Consider the following 16,048-nt stretch of genomic DNA (forward strand, 5'->3'; position numbering starts at 1 on the left):
CCCGGAGACCTCCGGAGTGTCCACCGCCGACGGGGGAAGGGGCTCTCGCGTCCGCGGCCGACGCCATCATGGACGCATGACCTCGACTCCCGCATTCTCGGTGCACCCGACACCGATCGGCGAGGCCCTCATCGTCGTCGCCGATGGGGGCCTCGCCTTCCTCGACGTCCTCGAGGGGTCGCCCGGCCAGCTCGAACGACATCTGGAGGAGATCAGCGCCCGGCTCGGTGCCGTTCCGGTACCGGACGACGGCCCCGCCGCGGACGTCGTCGACCAGCTCGACGAGTACTTCGCCGGCCACCGGCGCACGTTCGCACTGCCGATCGACCTCGGCACCGTCGACGGCTTCGCCCGACGCGCACTCGAGGCGATCTGCGAGATCCCCTATGCGGAGACCGCGTCATACGGCGAGGTCGCGGTGCGGGCGGGGTCTCCCGGCGCGCACCGTGCCGCGGGGTCGGCGTGCGCGCGCACGCCGATCTCGATCGTCGTGCCGGCGCACCGCGTCGTGCGCGCCGACGGCTCGATCGGCGAGTACGGCGGGCATCCCGAACGCAAGCGCTTCCTGCTCGATCTCGAAGCCCGCGTCGGTGCGGTCCCGCCCACGTCGATCGAAGGCGCCGCGACCGTGTAGGCCGGTCGCGGCGCCTTCCCGGCGGGGCCCGCTCGCCGTCCCGCGGGACGCCGGTGGTATCGTCGTCGGCACGGGTGACGCGGCCGTCACCCCCGAAATGAGGGAGGCGAGATGGCTGTGACGCCGCTCGCCACCGACGACGATCTGCTCGCCCAGGCGGTCGGCGAGCTCGCCACCCGCACCGGCCTTCCGGTCGCCTTCGGCGGCTTCGAACGCGCCAACGCGGTCGAGGTGACGTCGGTGGTCGGCAATCGCACGCCGCATCTGTCCGGTCTCGTCGTGCAGGCCACACGCGGCCTCGGCGGACGCGCTCTCGTCGAGCGGCGCCCGCGTCTCGCGCTGGACTACCGGTCGTCGCGCAACATCACCCACGACTACGACCGCGCCATCCTCGGGGAGGGCATCTCGACCCTGTTCGCGGTGCCGGTCGTCGTCTCGGGCCGCGCGCGCGGCGTGCTGTACTGCGGCTCGTGGTCGCCGGCGCCGTTCGGCGAGTCGACGGCGCGGACCGCGCTCCAGGTCGCAACGGATCTGGCGACCGAGCTGCGCGTGCGCGACGAAGTGGGCCGGCGCCTGGCCCTCACGACCTCCCCCGCGACCGGGGTCGACGTCGCCGCCCGGGAGGAGCTTCGCGACGCCTACGCGCAGCTGCGCGGCATCGCCGCCGACATCGCGGATGCGGGTATCCGCCGACGACTCGGCGAGGTGGAGCGCCGCCTGGCCGCGCTGACCCGCGAAGACGGGACCGCCGTCGAGACGCTCGACGTCCGGCTGTCGCCGCGCGAGATCGACGTGCTGTCGTGCGCCGCACTCGGCCAGACCAACGCCGAGATCGCCCTCGCGCTCGGCCTGCGCGAGGGGACCGTCAAGTCGTACCTGCAGGCGGCGATGTCAAAGCTCGACGCCGGCACCCGCCACGCCGCGGTGGCCCGGGCGCGCCGCGCGGGACTGCTCCCCTGACGACGCCCGCCCCGGCGAGGCCGCCTCGCGCGGGTGATCAGCCGGCGGTCACGTCGACGGTGAAGGTCACATCCTGGATGCCGCCGTCCGCGTTCGCGAGGACGACGGTCGCCTCGCCGACCGCGAGCGCGCGGACACCGGGATTGAACTCGGCATCCCCCTTCGTGCCACCGGGGACGAACTCGGCCACCCGCTCGTCCGACACCGTCGCGGTGTAGCTGTCGCCCGCGAGGTCGCCGGTGAGGATGTTGAGGCTCTGGCCGACGACGAGCTCGACGGTGGCACCCTGGAGGTCGTTCGCGCTCATCGTCACGGGCGCGATCACGGCGGTCCCGTCACCCGACGGGGTGGGAGTGCCCGCGCCCCCGCCCGACGCGCATGCGGTGAGGGCGACCAGGACGGCGACGACGACGGCGACCAGCGGGATGCGGCGGGAGACGCTCATGACGCCATGATGGCACCCGGCGCAGCCGATGCCCAGGATCACACCGCGACGACACGGTCGGCGCGGGCATTATGGTGATCACGTGGGCTCGGACTGGACGCGTCGTGTGCTCGTGGTGGAGGACCAGGCCGCACTGCGCATGCTCGTGTGCGACCTGCTGGAGCGGCACGGGTTCGAGACGGCGTCGGCCGCCGACGCCGCGACCGCGACGCGACTGTTCGCCGACTTCGACCCGGACGCGCTGCTGACCGACATCGACCTGGGCAGCCGCCCCTCCGGCGCCGAGCTGGCGGCGATGCTCGCCGAGCTCGCCCCGCATCTGGCGATCGTCTTCCTCAGCAGCTATCCGCGGGCCGCTGCGGGCGCGACGGCGATGGGGATCGCGCACGCCGTCTTCGTCGCCAAGCAGGATCTGGACTCCCCCGACACACTCGTCTCGGCGCTGGAGCGCGCACTGTCCACACGGCGGGAGCCCGAGGCGACGGCCGCGCCCGCGGCAGGGTCTCGCGACGGCTTGGACGCACTGACCCGGCACCAGCTGGAGATCCTGGCGATGGTGGCGCGTGGCTGGTCGAACGAGCGCATCGCGCAGGAGTCGGGATCGACCCTGCGGGCCGTGGAGCGCTCGATCAGTCGACTGTTCGACAGACTCGACGTCACCGGCGATCCGACGGTGAGTCCCCGCGTCGCCGCCGCGGCGATCTACCTCGCGGCGTTCGGCCCCGTGCGATGAGCACCGCCCGATGAGGCGGCTGCTGCTCGCGGTGCGCGCCGCCGCCTCGGGAGGGCGCTTCCTGAGCGTGTGGTCGCTCGTTCTCACGGCGCCCCTCTCGCTCACGATCATGGCCCCGGTCGGCGCGGGCGTCGACGTCGGAGCGGTCGCCCCGGCCACCGCCCTGACCACGGCGGGATTCGTGCTCGCGCTCGGCCTGCTCGCCGCCCTGGAGCGGCGCCTCCCCCGTCGCCGCGTCAGAGCGGTGGCGATCGTGGTGGGGATCGTCGTGTGCGCGGCGCTGCGTCCCGTCGTGCAGGATGCGTGGGCGAGCGCGCTGGGCCTGCCGGCGCCGGCCGCCGCACAGCTGCCCTTCCGCATCGCGACGAACGTCGTGGTGTGGCCGGTCGTGCTGGCCGTCGTCGCGGTGCTCGAGAACGCGCTGCGCACCCTCCGGCGCACCAACGCGCTCCTGCGCGAGGTGGCCCACGAGCTGGCGGATGCGGGTGCGCGCGCCGCCCACGCCGACCGCGTCGCGCGGCGGGAGGTGGAGGCCGCGGCATCCGCGCTCACGGTCGCCGTCGAGCGGCTGGGCATGCACGACGGCACCGACCCGGTGCGCGAACTCGGCACGGTCGGCTTCCGCGCCTGGAGCCATCGACTGCAGCATCTGGCGGACGAACCGCTCGCGCCCGGCGACGCCGTCACGGCGCCCGCCCCCGTCGACCCCCCGGGGCGCGGCGGGCGCCGGCGACTTCCGCCGTTCCGGCTGCCGCCGCGCGGCGCGGTGACCGTCGTCTACATCGCCTGCACCCTGCCCTACGCGCTGCGCACGAGCACCCCGTCCGAGCTGGCGGTCGGACTCCTCGCCGTGGCGCTCGCGGGAGCGATCGTGGACGGGGTGTCGCGCCGACGCGCCCTGGCGCGCAGCGCGCACGCCGCCGCGGCGACCTACCTCGGCACGGCGGCCGGCGCCGGCGTGCTGCTCTCGCTGCTCGCCCTCGCGGACGGCCACCACGGAGTCGTCGCCGTGCTGCCGGCCGTCGACTACCTGGCCTTCTCCCTCGCCGGCGGACTGTGCGCCGGCGCGCTGCACGCGCTGCGACGCGAGCAGCGGCGACTGTCCGGCGCGGTCGCGCACGCGCAGCGCGCGACGAGGGAAGGGGCACGCCCGGTGCGCGAGGGGCTGCGCCGCACCGCCGAGCTGCTGCACCGCGAGGGCCAGGGCGCCTGCGTGCAGTTCGTTCTCGTGCATCCCGCTGCGACCCCGGACGAGATCGCCCTGCTGCAGCACCGGCTCGGCGACCTCCTGCACCGGATGCCGTCGACGTACGCCGCCGCGGACGGCGGGGCCGACGCCGCGGCGCTCGCCGCCCTCACCGACACGTGGGGGCGCGTGATCGACCTGGACGCGCGCGTCAGCCCGGCGGCGGCGACGGCGCTCGACCGGGATCCGTGGGCGGCGCGCGATGCGTACGACGTGGTCGCCGAGGGCCTCCTCAACGCGGTCAAGCACAGCGGGCAGAAGCGCGCTCGCGTTCTCCTCGATGTCGCCCCGACCGGCGCGGGGCCGCGGCTGCGCGTCGAGGTGCGCTCCTTCGGCACGGCGCCGGCGGGGGCCCAGCTGCGCCCCGCGTCGCACGTGCGTGATCTCGGCGCGCGCCTGCGCGCCGAGGCGGGCGGAGCGGTGCTCGAGGCGGCGCTGCCGCTCGCCCCCGCCCCTCCTGTCGTGTCAGCCGAACATCGCGGAGAGGCGCCGACACCCGGGTCATAACGTCGTCATCGCGCCCCGACATCCGGTCGGGACCCGCCGATGAACGGAACCGACGTGAACGAGCTGCACACCCTCCTCCCCCTCGCCGTGGGGATGCTCCTGTCCCCCCTGCCGATCGTGGCCGTGGTGGCGATCCTCCTCTCCCCGCGCGGGCGGGCCTGCGCTCCGGTGTACACCGCCGCGTTCACGCTCGTCTCGGTCGCGGTCGTCGGCCTCGGCGCCGCGGGCGCCGCCCGCGCGTCGTCGGCGAACGGCGCCGACTCGCGGATCGTCTCGCTCGTGCTGGCCATCGTGCTGACCATCGGGTTCACGGTCTTCGCGATCGCGAGCTGGGCGGGACGCCCTCCGCACGGCCAGCCGGCCGTCGCACCGAAATGGCTGGCGGCGATCGATGGCGTCACCCCTCTGTCTGCGGTGGGCCTCGGGCTGGTCATGGCGATCACCAACACCAAGAACATCCCGCTGGCTCTGAAGGCGGGTGCCGTCATCGGCGAGGCGCACGTGACGCCCCTCATCGGCGTGATCCTCTGCCTCGCCGTCGCGATCACCGGCTCGCTGCTGCTGATCGTGCCCGCCCTGGTCGAGCTGACCGGCTCCGCACGCGTGCACCGTGGCCTGCAGGCACTGAAATCCCAGTTGATCGCCCACAACGCCGCCATGATGACAGTGCTGTTCGCGATCCTCGCGGCGAACGAGGCCGCACAGGTCATCCACCGCCTGGTCGCCTGACCGGCGTCCTCCCCTCTCCGCTTCCCGCGCATCCCCGAAAGAAGGCCGTCATGTCGAACACCATCGAGAACACCCCCACCGTCGCCTGCGTCGCGACCGCCCCCGCGGGCACCTTCCGCGGGCTGGTCCGCGAGGGCGTCCGCTCCTGGCGCGGCATCCGCTACGCCGAGGCACCCACGGGCGATCGCCGCTGGCGCGACCCGGTCGCCGCGGCGACCGCCGACGGCGAGGTCGACGCGACCGCGTTCGGCCCCGCCTGCCCGCAGGTGCGCACCCCGGCGATCGCCCTCGGCGACGATGCGGTGCTGGACGAGGACTGCCTCTCCCTCAACGTCTGGGCACCCGACACCGACACCGCCGTGGCGCGCCCGGTGATGGTGTGGATCCACGGCGGGGCGTATACCTTCGGCGCGTCGAGCCAGCAGATGTACGACGCGACGTCGATCGTCGACCGCGGTGACGTCGTCGTCGTGACCGTCAACTACCGGCTGGCCGCGTTCGGCTTCCTGGATCTGTCGGGCCTGTTGCCCGACGGCGGCTTCGACCGCAACCTCGCCCTGAAGGACGTGCTGCTCGCCCTGCGCTGGGTGCAGGGGAACATCGCCGCGTTCGGGGGCGACCCGGGTCGGGTCACCGTGTTCGGCGAGTCCGCCGGGGGCGGCCTGGTCACGACGCTGCTCGCGACACCGTCGGCGGCCGGGCTCTTCCACCGCGCCATCGCGCAGTCCTCCCCCGCCTCCAGCATGTACGGCGTCGACCGCGCCCGCGACGTCGCCGAGCGCTTCACCCGAGAGCTCGGCATCGACACCACGGATGCCGCGGCCGCCGCAGCCGCGCTGCGCGCGGCATCCGCCGACCGACTCGTCGCGGCGGGGATGGCCGTGTACGCGCAGGTGCCCGATGAGGCGCCCGGCACGCTGGCCTTCGCGCCCATCGTCGACGGCGAGCTGCTGCCGGAGGCGCCCGCCACCGTGCTCCACGAGGGTCGCGGCCTGCCCGTGCCGCTCATCATCGGCACCAACAAGGACGAGGCCTCGCTGTTCAAGTTCATGAAGTCGCCGCTCATCCCGATCACCGAGGAGCGCATCATGAAGATGTTCACCGACATGGCCGCCGACAACCCCACCGTCGAGCTGCCGTCGGTCGCGCAGGTGCAGACCGCCTACGAGAACGTGCGCCACAACATGGTGGGGCTGGGCGTCGCCCGCGACATCGGCTTCCGGATGCCCACCCTGTGGATCGCCGAGGGCCACAGCCGGGTCGCCGACGTCTGGCTGTACCGCTTCGACCACGCGACGCCCTTCCTCCGGCTGATCGGGCTGGGCGCCACCCACGGCAGCGAGCTGGCCTACCTCTGGGGGAGCTTCTCCAGCGGCCCCAAGGACCTCACGTTCCGTCTCGGCGGCAAGCGCTCCGGCGAGGAGATCTCCGTGCGGATGCAGGACCGCTGGACCGCCTTCGCCCACGGGCGCACCCCCGACGCCGAGGGCGTGCCCGGTGCGCCCCACTGGCCCGCCTACGCCACCGCATCGACCGACGCCGCGGACATCGCCCGCGCCACGCTGGTGATCGAGCGGCACGACAGCGTCGTCGACGACCTCGACGCGCCGCTGCGCGCGGCCTGGGGCGACCAGGTCCTCGACTTCCACTGATCCCCCGTCGCCCCGGCTTCGCCCCGCCCCACCCCCCTCGAGGAGCATCATGTCCGACACGTGCAGCGCCGCCGCACCCCTGAGCCGCACCCACCTTGCCCCCGCCATCGCCACGGCGGGTGCGACGATCACGCCCGCGCGCCACGCCTCCGCGCGCCCGGCCGCCGCGGCCGCCGACCTGCTGGTCGTGGGCCGCATCGCCACCGGCGACCCGGCCGCGCCGACGGCGGAGGCGATGGCGGTCGCCGGCGGGCGCATCGTCGGCATCGGCTCCCGCGCCGACCTCGACGCGCTCACCGGCCCCGCCACGACGACGCTCGCACCGGACGGTGTCGTGATCCCGGGCCTGATCGAGCCCCACGCGCACATCTGGGTGTCGCTGCTCACCCTCGACTGGACCGACGTGTCGCACAGCGCCTGCCCGCGCTTCGACGACGTCGTGGCCGCGCTCACCGCGGCCGCGGCCGCGACGCCCGCCGGGCAGTACGTCCTCGCGAAGCTCTTCGACCCGAGCCTCTACCCCGGCGAGCCCGTCCTGACGCGCGACATCCTCGACCGGGTCGCGACGGACCGCCCGGTGATCGTGCTGAACGCGTCGATGCACTTCGCCTACGCCAACAGCGCGGCACTGGATGCCGCCGGCATCACCGACGCCACGCCACAACCCGTCGGCGGCACGCTCGAGAAGGTCGACGGGCGCCTCACCGGTGTGGTCGGCGAGTCCCCCGCGGTCACGATGCTGCTGGCGAGGCTGCCCCGGCCGACGAGCGAGGACATCGCCCGCGGCATCCGGCAGGTGCTCACCGCCTTCGCGAGCCGGGGCGTCACGTCGATGCGCGAGGCGATGACCGGCACGCTCGCCGGGGTGAGCGAGATCGCGATGCTGCACGCGCTCAACGGCGCCGCCCGCCTGCCCGTGCGGGTGTCGACGGCCCAGTTCTCCGCACTCGCCGGCTGCGCGGGTCCGATCGAGGCCGCCGCCGCGTGGAAGGAGGCGGGGGTCACCCCCTTCAGCGGAGACGAGATGGTGCGCGCCGACGCCTGGAAGATCGTCGCCGACGGCTCCAACCAGGGCCGGTCGGGCTACTTCCTGCAGCCGTACCTGGGTGAGACCTCCGGCGGCCACGCGAACTGGACGCCGGAGAGCCTGCGCGAGGTGATGCGCGCCGGCCTCGACGACGGCTGGCAGCTGATGATCCACACGAACGGCGATGCGGCGGTGGAGTTCGCGCTGCGCGCCGCCGAGGAGCTGCTCCCCGGGCGTCGGGGCGACCTGCGCCACCGGTTCGAGCACGCGTCCGTCACGACCGACGATCAGCTCGTGCGCATGGCGGCCGCGGGCATCTCGCCGAGCTTCCTGATGGACCACGTCTACTACTGGGGTGCCGCCTTCCGCGACACGATCCTCGGACCCGACCGCGCGGCACGGCTCGACCGCCTCGCGTCCGCCGTGCGTGCGGGGCTGCGTCCGAGCCTGCACTCGGACTACAACGTCACCGAGGTGCACCCACTGCACGCCGCCCAGACCGCCGTCCTGCGCCGCCTCGAAGCCGACGGATCGGTGCTCGCGCCCGAGGAGTGCGCCACGCCCGCCCAGGCGCTCGCCGCGATCACCGCGGATGCCGCCTGGCAGATCCACGCCGACGATCGCGGGAGCCTCCGCGCGGGCATGCGCGCGGACTTCGCGGTGGTGGACGCCGATCCGTGGACGAGCGATCCCGCCGGCTGGGACGACATCGCCGTCCACGCGACCTACATCGACGGCGTCCCGGCGTTCTCCGCCTGACCGCTCGCCGCCCACCCCCCTTCCCGCCTGTCCCCTTTCCTCGCCTCCCCCCTCTCCCGAAGGCCTCTCATGACCAGCACCCTGCCGACGTCCGTCGTGCGCTCCCCCTCCGTCCTCGCCGTCCCCCTGCTCGGCGTCCTCGCCGCCGTGCAGGGCTCGGCGCCGAACATCGCCGCGACCGCACTCGTCGGCGCCAGCCGCGGCCTCGACATGGTCGGCGGAGACCAGGCGCTCGCCGCCTCGATGCAGACTCTGGCGATCGCGGCATCCGTCATCACGACGGGCCTGCTCGCCGACCGCATCGGACGTCGGCGCATGCTCGTCGCCGCCCTCGTCACGGGGCTCGTGGGGCAGCTGATCGTCGCCGCCGCCCCGATGCCGGCGATCTACATCCTCGGGCAGGCCGTGTCCGGCGTCGGTCTGGGAGCGGTCTACGCGGCCGCCTTCGCCTACATCCAGGTGCTCGCGGCGCCGGGTCGCCTGCCCGCCGCGGTCGCGACGTTCGCGGCGTGTTCGGGTGCCGCGGGCGTCGTCTTCACGTTCTCGGGCGGGATGCTGGCCGGGGCCGACTGGCGGCTGGCGTTCCTGCTCGTGCCGCTCCTGTCCGCGCTCAGCATCCCCGCGGTGCTCGCCCTGCTGCCGGCCGTGGCCCCGAGCGTCACCGAGAAACGCGACGTGTGGGGACAGATCGCCCTCATCACCGGCATGGTCGTGCTGCTGTTCGGCGTCTCCCAGCTCGCGTCCTCGCTGCGCAGCCCCCTCACCTGGGCGGCGATCGCACTGGGTGCGCTGCTTCTCGGCGCGTTCGTGTGGTCGCAGACGCGCGTCGCGCATCCGTTCTTCCCCGTCGCACTGTTTCGCCGGCCCCTGTTCCTCGCCGCGCTGTGCGCCGGGTTCGTGTTCAACGCGGGTGGGGCGGTCGCCTTCCTCCAGCTCTCGAACCTCTGGCAGTACGTCCTGGGGCTCACCCCCGGCACGGTGGCGGTGTGGCAGCTGCCGGTGTCGGTCACCTCGATCCTGGGCGCGATCGTGCTCGGGCGGCTCATGACCCGCGGGATGAGCCCGCAGACCTCCCTGCTCGTCGGCGGCGTGCTGTCCGCGGCCGGGTTCGGTGCGGCGTTCCTCGCCCGCGATGCCGCTTCACCGCTGGCGTTCGTCCCCGCCGGCATCCTCATCGCCCTCGGGATCACGGCCGCCGCGCTCCCCTACGGCACCCTCGTGCTCAGCGAGGCGCCCGCCGAGTTCTACGGCCCGGTCACGAGCTCGCGCACAACCTTCGGTCAGCTCTTCTACTCGCTGGGAACGGCGCTGTCGACGGTCGTCGTCACGCAGCTCACGGTGGCCGGCATCACCTCGCGGCTGTCGTCATCGGGCATGTCGGATGCCGCCGTCCAGACCGCTCTGACGAGCGTCGGCGCCTACGCGAAGGACGGAACCCGTCCGGATGCCGCGGTGTTCGATGCCGCCCTCGGCGCCTACCGCGACGGCTTCGGCGCGCTCATGCTGGGCATGGCCGTCGTGGCCCTGGTGGTCAGCGTCGTCGGCGCCGCCCTGATCGCCCGCGCGCACCGCGGCCTCACCTCGGCGCGCTGAACGGCGGGTACCGGCGCCGCAGGATCAGGCGCTGCCCCAGGGTCCAGGCAGCGGTGGTCATCAGATAGACCGCCGCGGCGAGCGGCACGAACAGCGCGACCACGGCGGTCGCGAACTGCAGCGCACCGACGACCGGATGCGCCGCAGCGGCGCCCGACCGCGCGTCCGCCGACGGCAGCAGCAGGCGCCGCGTGAGCTCGCCCACGACGGCGATCACGATGACGACCACACCGATCACGATCGCCGTCGCGGCATCCAGCTGCTGCGCGAGGACCGCGCCCACGAAGCTGCGTCCGAGCGGGACGCCCAGGAGCGTCTGATCGAGAAGCGGGTTGCCGTGGCCCGCGATCGAGGCGTGCAGGAAGGCGGCGTACACGAGGCCGACGACGGGAGCCTGCAGCACGAGCGGCAGGCATCCCGCGGAGGGCGACACCCCTTCCTCGCGGTAGAGCGCCATCGTCTCGCGCCGGAGACGGTCGGGGTCCGTCCGGTGCCGCTGCCGCAGCACCTGCAGACGGGGCGCGAGCCGCGAGCGGGCCTGTTCCGCCCGGGCTTGGGCGACCCCGACCGGGATGAGGAGCGTGCGCACGCCGAGAGTGATGAGCACGACGGAGAAGCCGGCCGCGAGCGGTCCGGCGACAGGGGTGAGAAAAGCGATCACGGCCATGAGGCCGGTCGAGACGAGGTCGAGCAGGGCCGCCACCGGCGGCAGGGCGAAGAGGTCCACGGGGCATCCGTTCCAACGAGGCGATCAGAGTGGGCTGGTCGACCGCGAAGGGATGCCGAGGCGCGATGGCGCGCGCGGCGTGGCTAGGCGGCCGGTGCCGCCCGACTCGGACCGCGCCGCAGGACATGCCCCGGAGCGTCCGGATCGCTCTGCGCCAGCGGCGCAGCGAGCAGTCGCGACCGCGCCGACCGCACGCGCGTGGGCGATGCGCCCTCGAGGGTGGAGGCGGCGGTCGCAACGAGCACGACGACGGCGAGCGTCGCGACCGCGACCGCCACGGCGCTCAGCGCGCCGATCTGCGCGACGTCCGGCGCGAGCATGCCGATGCCGGAGATGAGCTCCCGCACGACGGAACGGAGGGTGTCGATCATGGCCCGCCTCCTCCCGTCGGTGCTGCCCAGGGTAGCGGAGAGCACCCCGTCCACGCGCGACGCGCGTCGCGCGCACCCGTTCACGAGGCGTTGCCGGGCGCCGAGTACACTCCCGGCGTGACCTCCCGCTCCGCGCCCCGACGACCGTCGTCGACGAGCACTCCCCGATGAGCGCGTCGGGGGCGCTCGCACGACGGCTGGGCCTGGTCGATGCGATCGCCATCGGTCTCGGATCGATGATCGGCGCGGGCGTCTTCGCCGCCTTCGCACCCGCGGCCGCGGCGGCCGGCGGCGGGCTCCTGATCGGTCTCGCGATCGCGGCGGTCGTCGCGTACGCGAACGCGACGTCGTCCGCTCAGCTCGCCGCGCAGTTCCCGACATCCGGCGGCACCTACGTGTACGGCCGGGAGATGATCGGCCCCTGGTCGGGCTTCTTCGCCGGCTGGTCGTTCGTCATCGGCAAGACCGCCAGCTGTGCCGCGATGGCGCTGACCTTCGCGTCGTACGCGGTGCCGGAGGCGTGGCAGCGGCCGGTCGCGGTCGCGGCCGTCATCGTGCTCGCGATCGTCAACACCTTCGGGGTGACGCGGACGGCCGGTCTCACCCGAGCGATCGTCGTCGTGGTGCTGTCGGTGCTCGTCCTCGTGGTGGTGGCGGCCGCGGCATCCGGCGCGGCGACGACGGCCAACCTGACCATCGGGCCCGGTGAGCATGGCTGGTACGGGATCCTCCAGTCGGCGGGGCTGCTCTTCTTCGCCTTCGCCGGTTATGCGCGCATCGCGACGATGGGCGAAGAGGTGCGCGATCCGCAGCGGACCATCCCGCGCGCGATCGTCATCGCGCTGGTCCTCGCCCTCATCGTCTACGTCGCGCTCGCCGTGGCGGCGCTCGCCACACTCGGGCCCGAGCGGCTGGCCGCCTCCCCGGCGCCGCTGGCCGAGCTGGCCGCCGCGGGCGGCTGGACCTGGACCGGGCCCGTCGTGCGGGTCGGCGCTGCCGCGGCATCCCTGGGCGCGCTGCTGGCTCTCGTGGCGGGCATCGGGCGCACCAGCCTCGCGATGGCCCGCGCGGGCGACCTGCCGCGGTGGCTGTCGGCGGTCCACCCGCGTTACGCCGTGCCGCACCGCGCCGAGCTCGCCCTCGCCGCCGTCGTGAGCGTGCTGATCCTCACGACCGACCTCCGTGCGGCGATCGGGTTCTCCTCGTTCGGGGTGCTGCTGTACTACCTGATCGCGAACGTCGCGGCGTATCGGCAGGGTGCCGCGGCGCGGCGCTTCCCGCGCGCGCTGCAGATCGTCGGCGCGGTGGGCTGCGCCGTCCTCGTGGCGACGCTCCCCTGGCCCTCGATCGTCGGCGGCGTGGCGGTCGTGGCGGTCGGCGTCGGCTACCGGGCGCTGCGCCGCCGCGCGGAGGGCGTCACGCCGCGCGCGTGACCAACGTCGGAGAACCGCGGGCGGGCGCTCGAGATCCCGCGGTTTGGGGCGACGGCGCGGGCATTGTTCCGACGTTGCGCACACGCAGACAGCGCGACCGCCGCGACGCGCGCGAGCTGGGCGCGAGATCCGGCGTTCACGGCTGCGGCGTCGTGATCGCGACCGGCGTCCCCCACCCGTAGTAGTGCTGCACGGTGGTGGTCTGGATGCCGCCGACGCTCGCGGTCGCCTGGACGCCGACCGGCACGTGCGCCGACGTCAGCCACACCACCATCTCCTGGACGTCGGCCCCCACGGCGGTGAAGGCGGCGTCGGACTGGAGCCGCCACGCGTGGACCTCGGTGTCGTCGGGAAGCGTGATGACGTCCTGATCGGTCTGCACCGTCCACGACGCAGACGCCGAGATGACGGCGGTGGTGGCCGACGGATCGGCGAAGGCCCGATAGGCCTGCCCCACGGTGCCCGCCAGCATCCGCTTCGGGTCGGTGCTGCTCGCGTCGCCCTCGACCCACACGCCGTCGATCGTGATCCACGCCGCATCGGGCGTGAGCACGAACGAGGTCGAGCCGTCCGCCCCCGTCACGGTTCCCGACATCGCGGGCGCGTCGCCGAAGACGAAATCCGCCTGCCCCGAACTGCCGTCGGAGGCCGTGAACGTCTCGCGGCCGCTTCCCGCGGCACGCGAGAAGCCCACGACGCACGCGGCCAGATCGGAGCCTGCGACCGACGCCCCGGGCTTCAGCTCGACGGCGTCGCAGACCGCCGGAGCACCGACGGCGCCGGACACGGATGCGGACGGCCCCGGCGAGGACGTGGCCGCGCTGGCGGTCGTCGTGGGCGAGGCCGCGGGCGTCGTGACCCCCGCGGCGCACGACGTGAAAGCGAGGGCTCCGGTGGCGGCGGCGAGGATCAACACGGCGGGGAGGGAACGTCGCATCCCTCGACTGTATGTCAGCACCCGCCCACCGCTGTGTGCCGGCCCGGCCATTTCCCAGGCGTCGGGTGCTACAGTTGACCGTCCCGTATCTCGGGCACGCGTCCGTTCCGTCCCTCTCGATGCCGAGAGCCATCTCCTCGGACCGCCATCTACGACCAGCGGCATCCTTCGCCGCCCGCGCACCACTGTGATCGCGCGCTACAGAAACGATTCATGACCTTCCCTCCCACCTCGCCAGAGGTCCTCTGGCGCCAGGCCGACGCCGACGTCCACGTCGCCACGATCGCCGGTGAGTACGCCGGCTTCGTCGCCGACACGCTCGCCGGAGCCCACGCGCACGGCGCGCGCGGCGAAGACCTCGGCATCCACACCAGCCCGCTGCTGGCTCGAGCCGCCGTGACCGCGGCGCTCTCGACCGCTCACAAGACCCCCACACGTCCGCGTCGCATTCGTCGACTCGGCACACCCGGCCGCCCCGGCGGCCCGAAAAACAGAAGGAAAGACACGATGGCCACTGGCACCGTGAAATGGTTCAACTCCGAGAAGGGCTACGGCTTCATCGCGCCGGACGACGGCTCCGCCGACCTGTTCGCGCACTTCTCCGCAATCGTCACCGACGGCTTCAAGGAGCTGCGCGAAGACCAGAAGGTGGAATTCGACGCCGAGCGTGGCCCCAAGGGCATGCAGGCCGCGAACATCCGCGCGCTCTGACCCAGACCGCGTGAGAGAGCCCGTCCCGACGATCGTCGGGGCGGGCTCTTCCCGTTCACGCGACGGACTTGACTCTCACACCGTGTGACGCGGGAGCATGACCTCATGGCCGAGACCACGGATCTCATGACGATCGGACAGTTCAGCTCGCTGAGCAGACTCTCCGTGCGCATGCTGCGTCACTACGACCTCCACGGAGTCCTCGTGCCCGCCGACGTCGACCGCGTGAGCGGGTACCGACGTTATGCGGCACGGCAGCTCCAGGATGCCGCTGACATCCGCAATCTGCGTGACGTCGGGTTCGGCGTCTCCGCCATCGGCATCCTCCTCGCCGCCCGCGACACCCCGGAATGGACGACGGCGCTGCGCCTGCAGCGCGAGTCCCTGCTCGAGGAACAGCGCGCGGCCCAGGGACGTGTCTCTCTCATCAACAGATTGCTCGACCACGGAGGAACATCCATGTCCATCACTGTCAGTCGCACCACCGTTCCCGCGATGACGCTCGCGTGCCTGCGCGGAACCGTGCCCACCTACTCCGACGAGGGCCAGCTCTGGGAGCGGATGATGCCCGCTCTCGGCGCACAGTCGATCGCGCCGCTCGGTCCGTGCGGCGTGATCGAGCACGACGATCAGTACACCGAGCGCGACGTCGACCTCTCGATCTTCGTGCCCGTCGCCCCCGGCACGCGCGTCGAGGCCCCGCTCGAGCTCGTCGAGCTTCCCGCGCGCGACTGCCTCGTCGCGCGCGTGGTCGGCCCCTACGATCAGATCACCGCCGCGCACGACCTCATCAACCAACGCATCGCCGCCGACGGGCTGCGTCCGCGCAGCGACGACGCGCTGGCTGCACGCGCGTTCAACATCTACCTGAACACGCCCGCCGAGGTGGGCCCGGCCGAGCTGATCACCGAGGTCTACGAACCGCTCGCCTGAGCGGGCGCGCCGTCGCCCGAGGGGCCACCGGCCTCCGCCGGATCGGTGACCCATCGGGCGATGGCCGCCTCGACCAGCCGCGCCACGCGCTCGGGCGGATACGCCTCGGGGTCGAGCACCGCCTGAGTGGCGATGCCCAGCATCGTGGCGTGCAGCTGCTCGGCGATCGCGGCCGCATCGTCCGGGTGGGGCGACGTCTCGTCGAGGACCGCCGCCACGAGGAGCGCAAGTCTGGCGCGGCTGTCGCGATAGCGCTGGGCGTGCGCGGCCGCACGGTCGGGCCCGGCGAGCGCGGCATCCCACGAACTCACCCAGATGCGCGTCGCCGATCGTGACGGCCGATCGAGCGGCAGCATCCCGCGCAGCGCCGCCCGCAGCGCCGATCGAGCACTCTCCGACGGCGATCCCGCATCCGCGGCCCGGCGCGCGGCGAGCAGGTCGAGCGCGTAATCGGTGAGTTCTTTCTTCGAGCGGAAGTAGTGCGTCACGGTCCCGGTCGTCGCGCCCATCTCGGCGGCGACGACACGCAGGGAAAGCCCGACGAAACCGTCGCGGTCCAGCACGCGCCAGACGGCTTCGGCCACCTCCGCTTGACGGTCGCGGCGGGTCCGCTCGGCAGGAGGCATGGGTCTAGACTGCCCGACATAACGA

The 16,048-nt window shown here is 73.4% G+C and carries 16 protein-coding genes; 11 read left to right on the top strand and 5 right to left on the bottom strand.

Annotated features, from left to right (window positions below):
- Positions 1-76 precede the first annotated feature (76 nt).
- Both AC6CQV_RS09055 and AC6CQV_RS09060 read left to right on the top strand, forming a co-directional pair.
- On the top strand, positions 77-634 hold the full coding sequence (locus AC6CQV_RS09055) for a methylated-DNA--[protein]-cysteine S-methyltransferase (protein WP_498259282.1): 558 nt from the start codon (positions 77-79) through the stop codon (positions 632-634).
- Between the two features lie 111 nt (positions 635-745).
- Positions 746-1,594 (top strand): LuxR C-terminal-related transcriptional regulator, encoded by an 849-nt coding sequence (locus AC6CQV_RS09060; protein ID WP_498259283.1) that lies wholly within the window; start codon positions 746-748, stop codon positions 1,592-1,594.
- Positions 1,595-1,631: 37 nt separating this feature from the next.
- Here the strand turns inward: AC6CQV_RS09060 and AC6CQV_RS09065 are convergent, their stop codons facing one another.
- Positions 1,632-2,039 carry a hypothetical protein gene (locus AC6CQV_RS09065; protein WP_205282575.1) on the bottom strand — a complete coding sequence of 136 codons (408 nt, stop codon included), beginning with the start codon at positions 2,037-2,039 and terminating at the stop codon, positions 1,632-1,634.
- Between the two features lie 82 nt (positions 2,040-2,121).
- Here AC6CQV_RS09065 and AC6CQV_RS09070 point away from each other — a divergent pair, with 82 nt between their 5' ends.
- From AC6CQV_RS09070 to AC6CQV_RS09095, 6 genes are all read left to right on the top strand, one after another.
- Positions 2,122-2,772 (top strand): response regulator, encoded by a 651-nt coding sequence (locus tag AC6CQV_RS09070; RefSeq protein WP_191008269.1) that lies wholly within the window; start codon positions 2,122-2,124, stop codon positions 2,770-2,772.
- 10 nt (positions 2,773-2,782) lie between these two features.
- Entirely contained in the window at positions 2,783-4,525 is a 1,743-nt protein-coding gene (locus AC6CQV_RS09075; RefSeq protein WP_498259284.1) for an ATP-binding protein, read from the top strand.
- Positions 4,526-4,564: 39 nt separating this feature from the next.
- Complete coding sequence (locus tag AC6CQV_RS09080) at positions 4,565-5,254, top strand: GAP family protein (protein WP_223849517.1); 690 nt, start codon at positions 4,565-4,567, stop codon at positions 5,252-5,254.
- Between the two features lie 50 nt (positions 5,255-5,304).
- A complete protein-coding gene (locus AC6CQV_RS09085) occupies positions 5,305-6,906 on the top strand; it encodes a carboxylesterase/lipase family protein (protein WP_498259285.1) in 1,602 nt (533 codons plus the stop codon).
- Positions 6,907-6,955: 49 nt separating this feature from the next.
- Entirely contained in the window at positions 6,956-8,692 is a 1,737-nt protein-coding gene (locus tag AC6CQV_RS09090) for an amidohydrolase (protein ID WP_498259286.1), read from the top strand.
- Positions 8,693-8,761: 69 nt separating this feature from the next.
- A complete protein-coding gene (locus tag AC6CQV_RS09095) occupies positions 8,762-10,285 on the top strand; it encodes an MFS transporter (RefSeq protein ID WP_498259287.1) in 1,524 nt (507 codons plus the stop codon).
- Here the strand turns inward: AC6CQV_RS09095 and AC6CQV_RS09100 are convergent.
- Both AC6CQV_RS09100 and AC6CQV_RS09105 read right to left on the bottom strand, forming a co-directional pair.
- A complete protein-coding gene (locus AC6CQV_RS09100; protein ID WP_498259288.1) occupies positions 10,269-11,012 on the bottom strand; it encodes a YidC/Oxa1 family membrane protein insertase in 744 nt (247 codons plus the stop codon). The two genes, AC6CQV_RS09095 and AC6CQV_RS09100, sit on opposite strands and share 17 nt — an antisense overlap.
- Before the next feature lie 83 nt (positions 11,013-11,095).
- Positions 11,096-11,383, bottom strand: a complete 288-nt coding sequence (locus tag AC6CQV_RS09105) for a hypothetical protein (protein ID WP_101305918.1) — start codon at positions 11,381-11,383, stop codon at positions 11,096-11,098.
- 167 nt (positions 11,384-11,550) lie between these two features.
- Between AC6CQV_RS09105 and AC6CQV_RS09110 the strand changes: the two genes are divergently transcribed.
- On the top strand, positions 11,551-12,816 hold the full coding sequence (locus AC6CQV_RS09110; protein ID WP_498259289.1) for an APC family permease: 1,266 nt from the start codon (positions 11,551-11,553) through the stop codon (positions 12,814-12,816).
- A gap of 136 nt (positions 12,817-12,952) precedes the next feature.
- On the opposite strand, the gene AC6CQV_RS09115 is transcribed toward AC6CQV_RS09110, so the two are convergent.
- A complete protein-coding gene (locus tag AC6CQV_RS09115) occupies positions 12,953-13,753 on the bottom strand; it encodes a hypothetical protein (RefSeq protein ID WP_498259290.1) in 801 nt (266 codons plus the stop codon).
- A gap of 507 nt (positions 13,754-14,260) precedes the next feature.
- On the opposite strand from AC6CQV_RS09115, the gene AC6CQV_RS09120 reads away from it, so the two are divergent.
- Together AC6CQV_RS09120 and AC6CQV_RS09125 are read left to right on the top strand one after the other, a co-directional pair.
- Positions 14,261-14,464, top strand: coding sequence for a cold-shock protein (locus tag AC6CQV_RS09120; protein ID WP_060960125.1), 204 nt, complete (start codon positions 14,261-14,263; stop codon positions 14,462-14,464).
- Positions 14,465-14,569: 105 nt separating this feature from the next.
- The gene (locus AC6CQV_RS09125) at positions 14,570-15,397 is read left to right on the top strand and encodes a MerR family transcriptional regulator (protein WP_498259291.1); all 828 of its coding nucleotides are present in this window, start codon (positions 14,570-14,572) and stop codon (positions 15,395-15,397) included.
- Here the strand turns inward: AC6CQV_RS09125 and AC6CQV_RS09130 are convergent.
- A complete protein-coding gene (locus AC6CQV_RS09130) occupies positions 15,379-16,023 on the bottom strand; it encodes a TetR family transcriptional regulator C-terminal domain-containing protein (RefSeq protein WP_498259292.1) in 645 nt (214 codons plus the stop codon). The two genes, AC6CQV_RS09125 and AC6CQV_RS09130, sit on opposite strands and share 19 nt — an antisense overlap.
- Positions 16,024-16,048 lie beyond the last annotated feature (25 nt).

It is taken from the genome of Microbacterium sp. EG9, assembly GCF_059759475.1.